Source organism: Bartonella sp. AD328YNZD, from assembly GCF_042196425.1.
This window is the reverse complement of sequence record NZ_JBHIQG010000010.1, coordinates 1-5,692: the sequence shown is the minus strand read 5'-3', so window position 1 is coordinate 5,692 and position 5,692 is coordinate 1. Positions and strand designations below refer to the sequence as shown.

Genomic DNA, 5,692 nt, shown 5'->3' with positions numbered 1-5,692 from the left:
ACCATCTTTTCGGTTATGGAGTAACAAGCTAAGGGGCAACACCATCATATTATATTTGCTAACTCTCAATGTTACTGCAGATTTTGGCACTTGAGGCAGTTTATGAGGGGCATTTTTAGTTCTTTCTTTACTGTTTTTATCTATTCGGCTTTCCCATTTGCAATATGCAAGGGGAAATGTGGTTAATTAATTGAATATAAACAGATTTTAAATGAGACAAATTTAGAATATCGAATTATCAGTCATCATAAAAATGATAAAACTATGATTGTAAATCAATATATTATATTTTTATGATGAAGGATGTTTGACAGTAAAATTTGAATTTATTTTTTATTTTGAGTGCTCTGTCTAAAAATGCAGGATAGGGCTTCCGTTCTTCCCTTGTTGGTTAGTCATGGATGGATAGAACGGAGCAAAAGCTTAGCTGTTTTGTACTGCTTTTAAGTCTGAAAGTTTATGTTTTTAGGGTGAAAAATCAATCCTGTTGTTTTTTTGAAATTGTTGCAAACAATTCTATTGTGATAAATAGCGAGATTTTATTTTGGGTGTTATGTTTAAAATGCAAACTCCCGCTCTATATTTTCGCTGGTTTGTTGTGGTGGTGGGATAGAACGGGAGATTGAGTGGGTCGTTTTGTATTTGCTTTAGGTTTGAAAGCCAACATTTTGAAGTTGAGAAATCAATCCTGCTGCAAAAGTAAAACGAGAAATATTGAGATCATTTTCAATAAGGGCACTAATGCGGTTTGTAATATTATGAATATTATTTTCTTCTGTTTGTTTCCAAGTGTCAAAAGGATCTTTTTTCTTGCCATAATTTTTGAGGATTTTCATAACGATTTGCCGTAAGCTTTCGGAAACATTTTCTTTGGCTTGGCTTAGAGCCATACTATCATAATAATCTAAGATGGGAATTGTTCGACGAGCTTCATTAATGCGGTTTATACGAATGATTTGTGCAAGCGAGAAATAAATCTCTGCAGTTTTAATAAGATCACTGTTGCTTTGTTTTGCAATCAAAGAAATATCACAGATTATTGGTGCTGCTTCCAAGAGAGCCAATTGTTTTGCTAATGCTTTTGGTGCTCCTTCTTCACTGTAGTGTAGTGCTTTTTCTTCAATCTTTTGATTAATATCGTTGTTGGGAGAATGCATAAGCTCTTTTTCAATAATACTACGGGCTTGCTTTATTGTTTTTACAATTTCTTCTAGTGGACGTGAGAGATCCATGTTGTGCAAACCCCAATTGGTCGTTTCAAAGAGCATTGGGGTCATTGCTGCATAGAATTTGTTTTGGACAAGACCAGGTATTTTATTATCAAGCTTATCAATTTGATCAGATAATTGAGGAATTTCAAAACCATCACGGATGGCAATAAAAACGCGAATAATATTTTCAACCTTTTGTTGTGTTTCATCGTGTAGCCGATTAACAAAAGTGGGGCCTCCACGATTTACAATGTCATTGGCAATCAGTGTTGCGATAATATTACGACGCAATTGATGGTTAATCACTTCCTTCTTAAAATTTTCTTGAATTTGGGTTGGAAAATAGTTCAGCAAGGCTGTATTGAAATAGTGATCATCAACAATAGGGCTATTAGCAATTTCTTCTTTTAAGGTCAATTTAGCATAGGCAAAAATAACGGCGAGTTCTGGACGGAGAAGACCTTTGCCTTGGGTTGTTCTTTGTCGTAAAATTTGCTCATCAGGGAGTATTTCAACTCTGCGATCTAGAAGTTTTTTTTGTTCCAAATCGTGCATAAAGCGTATTTGATAGGGCAAATCAGTAGTGCTTTGGTTTTCCGCCAAAGAAAGAGCAAGGGGTTGTAGATAATTGTTACGCAAGACGAGTTGCTCGACTTGAGGCGTCATTTTTTTCAAGAGCTTATTGCGATCTTCGCGGGTTAACGTTTTGGCACGTAGTGCTGATGCAAGAACAATTTTGAGATTGACCTCAATATCAGAACAATTCACACCAGCAGAATTGTCAATGGCATCCGTATTGCATCGACCACCATTTGAGACATATTCAATCCGTCCACGTTGTGTAACACCAAGATTAGCTCCTTCACCAATAATTTTTGCACGCACTTGTTCTCCGGTAATGCGTATTGCATCATTTGCGCGATCACCTACTTGAGCATCGTTTTCTGTTGCAGCACGGATATAAGTACCAATACCGCCGAACCATAAAAGATCAACCGGGGCTTTGAGAAGAGCAGAGATAATTTCAAAGGGTGTTCCTGTTTGTTTTTCAAAACCAATGGCTTGTGCTGCTTCAGGTGAGAGAGTAATGGTTTTTTCTTTTCGTGAGAAGATACCACCGCCCTTTGATAATTTGCTTTTATCGTAATCTTGCCAACTTGAGCGAGGAAGTTTAAAAAGGCGCGTACGCTCTGCGTAGCTTTCGTCTATGTTTGGATCTGGATCAATAAAGATATCGCGGTGATCAAAAGCGGCAATCAATTTTGTTTGTTTGGAAAGCAGCATTCCATTACCAAAGACATCACCAGACATATCGCCAACACCGACACAGGTGAAGGGCGTTGTTTGAATATCATGATTAAATGATTCTCTAAAATGTCTTTTGACAGCTTCCCATGCACCTTTAGCTGTAATACCAATGTCTTTGTGGTCGTAACCTGCTGAGCCTCCAGAGGCAAAAGCATCATCAAGCCAAAAGTGGTTTGCTTGGCTGATGGCGTTGGCTGTATCAGAAAAAGTTGCTGTTCCTTTGTCTGCTGCTACAACAAAATAGGGGTCAGGGTCATCATGACAGATGATATTGTGGGGCGCACTTATTTTGCCATTAACCAGATTGTCTGTGATGGAGAGCAAAGCAGTGATAAAGTCTGTATAAGCTTGACGTGCTGCTTCTATGATAACAGCACGGTCATTTGTTTGGGGAAGCCGATGGGGATAGAATCCACCTTTTGCACCTGCAGGAACGATAACTGCATTTTTAACTTGTTGGGCTTTGACTAAGCTCAGCACTTCGGTACGATAATCTAATGCACGATCAGACCAACGAATTCCGCCACGGGCAATAGGTCCAAAACGCAAATGGACTCCTTCAACTTCCGGTCCATAAACAAAAATTTCTCGGTAAGGGCGCGGTTCAGGCAAACCTTCAATCTGGCGCGGATTTAATTTGGTGGCTAAAATACGCCGTGGACTTCCATCAGGAAGAGGCGTAAAGGCATTTGTTCGTAAACTCGCCTCTATAAGGTTACAATAACGGCGTAAAATGAGATCATCATCTAAACCAGAGACTTTTCGTAATTTTTCTTCAATGCGCTTTTGAATGACTTGTTGGTTTTTTTCCCGTTCTTTTTCTGTATGGCTTTGATGAAATTTTAAATGAAATAAAGCATAAAGATCTTGGGTGATGTCAGGATAAGCATTTAAAGTTTGGGCAACGCGATCTTGCGAATAAGGAATTCCAGCTTGTTGGAGATAGCGCCCATAATGGCGCAAAATAACAATTTCATGCCAATCAAGCTCAGCTGTTTGGGTGAGAGCATTAAAGCCGTCATTATCAGCATTTTGTGCCCAAATGGCTTCAAAGGTTTCGGCGTGTTTTTGACCGTCTTTTTCAAAATCGATACAGCGTTGGAAAGTACTTTCTAGCTGCATATCATGAAGATACACAGAGCGCCCATTGCCATCTGGTAATTCAAGAGTTTGTTCAGCAATAACGCGAAACCCCATATTTTCAAGGAGTGGTACACGTTTGGAAAGGGCAAGTGCTTCATGGCGGTGAAAAAGCCGAAGAGAAATGCACTGTTTTTCTTTGTTTTGTGCATGATAAAAGATCACGAAAAGGGGCTTTTCATCATGAAGACTTAGAATATGTCCGGCATCGTTAATAGCATCTTCAGCTGAAAATAAATCACGATAGCTGTTGGGGAATTCACTGGCTAGACGTGTTTGTTGCTCTGTTATTTTCTTGTTAAGAGCGATGGCTTGAACCCTGTCTTCCCAACTTCGTGCAATCGAACGTACATGTTGTTCAAGTGTGGAGCGCTCAATAAGGGGAACAGTTTCGTTTCCTTTACGATGGATGATATAATAGACACGTATAAGAGTGCTTTCCAAAAATAGCGGATAAGATTCAAAAAAGTCACCTTTATAGAGCTCAACAAAATGTTCGCCAACTTTTTCACGCAGGCTGCTGTTATATTGATCACGCGGTACGTAGACAAGGATAGAAACAAAGCGCCCAAAAGAATCAGTATGGGCAAGAACCCGTAAACGTGGGCGCTCATCTAATTGTAGAATAAGTTTAGTGTTTTCTGTCAATGTATCAACATCAGAGCGAAACATTTCATCTCTTGGATAGGTTTCTAAAGCACTGATGAGTGCTTTTCCTGAATAATCGGCGTGATTGTGTCCAAGACGTTGAATAATAGTTTGGGCTTTTTCTTTTAAGAAAGGAATTTGCAAAATAGAACGTGTATAAGCTGAGGAGGTAAAAAGCCCTACAATGCGTAATTCTCCACAGAGTTGGTTTTCTTTATCAAAGATTTTAAGACCAATATAATCCAGCCAAACAGAACGGTGAATTTTGGAGCGGCTGTTCGCTTTTGTCACGATAAATAGATTATCGCTTTCCATGAAGGATAAAACTTCTTGAGGAGGCTCTTTCATGCTTTTATCGTCAACAATATGAATAGAAGCATCCGTGAGTATACCAAGTTCAATATTACTCGCTGTAAAGGATTTTAGGGGTTTTTGGTCTTTGATGAAGTTGTAAGTGCGCATACCAAGGAAAATGAAATTATCGTCCATTAGCCAGTGAAGAAATTCAATGGCTTTTTCGCCTTCTTGTTTGTAGTGCGGGGGAAGACTTATTTGGTAGGCATGAATATGTTTTTCAACTTCTTCAAGCATAGGTTTCCAGTCTTGTACAGCAGCATTAACCTGTTCAAGAACTAAGGTGAGTTCATTTTCAAGTTTCTGCGTCTGCTGTTTATTGAGTGACTCGATGTGAATTTGCATCAGACTGATGCGTTTTCCAGAAGCACTATCAAGAATGGGGTGTGCAATCAAATAAATATGGTTTTTGTGTTGATTGAAGACATTTAAAATAGAATCGAGAAGGAAGGGTTTGTTATCATTGACAAGCGTGATAACGGTTATAGGCTTGTTATTACGAGTTAAGTTTTGTTCAAAGAAGATGGTATTTTTTCCCGTCTGATGGAGATTAAAAGCTTTTACCGCGATAGCAGTGGCCCTTTGAAGTTCTTCACTTTCGTAATAAGCAATATCTTCTTCATCGGTTTGAGCAAAAAGGATTTGTTCTATTTTATCTTGGGTGTTTTTTATTTCTGTTTTTTTTTGTTGCAACACATTCACTCTCCCTTTTTGCTCTTAGGGGCCTTTTCTTCTCTTTGTTAAAAGCAGACCATTATATTTTTACATACTGTAACACCTTCTTCCTAAAGAAAATAGCTCTTTATTTGGAAAGAATGAGTTTGTTTTTGCTATTTTTTAGTAATATTTTGTACTTTAAAGAAATATTTTTCTTCAAGGAAAAGGCATTTTTAGTATTTTTGTATGTTAATAGTTTGTTTTTTAAAATATACAAAATGAAAGTAAAAAAAGAAGCAAAAGTAAAAAAAGAATGGCGCATTTACCAGAAAGACTTTTAAGTGGTTACCAAAACTTTATAAACAATCATTTTT

At 37.9% G+C, this 5,692-nt stretch carries 1 protein-coding gene; it reads right to left on the bottom strand.

Annotation, left to right across the window (positions count from 1 at the left end; translation table 11 throughout):
• Positions 1 to 647: 647 nt before the first annotated feature.
• Positions 648 to 5,357, bottom strand: a complete 4,710-nt coding sequence (locus ACFIO3_RS01185; RefSeq protein ID WP_375686440.1) for an NAD-glutamate dehydrogenase — start codon at positions 5,355 to 5,357, stop codon at positions 648 to 650.
• Positions 5,358 to 5,692: the final 335 nt, after the last annotated feature.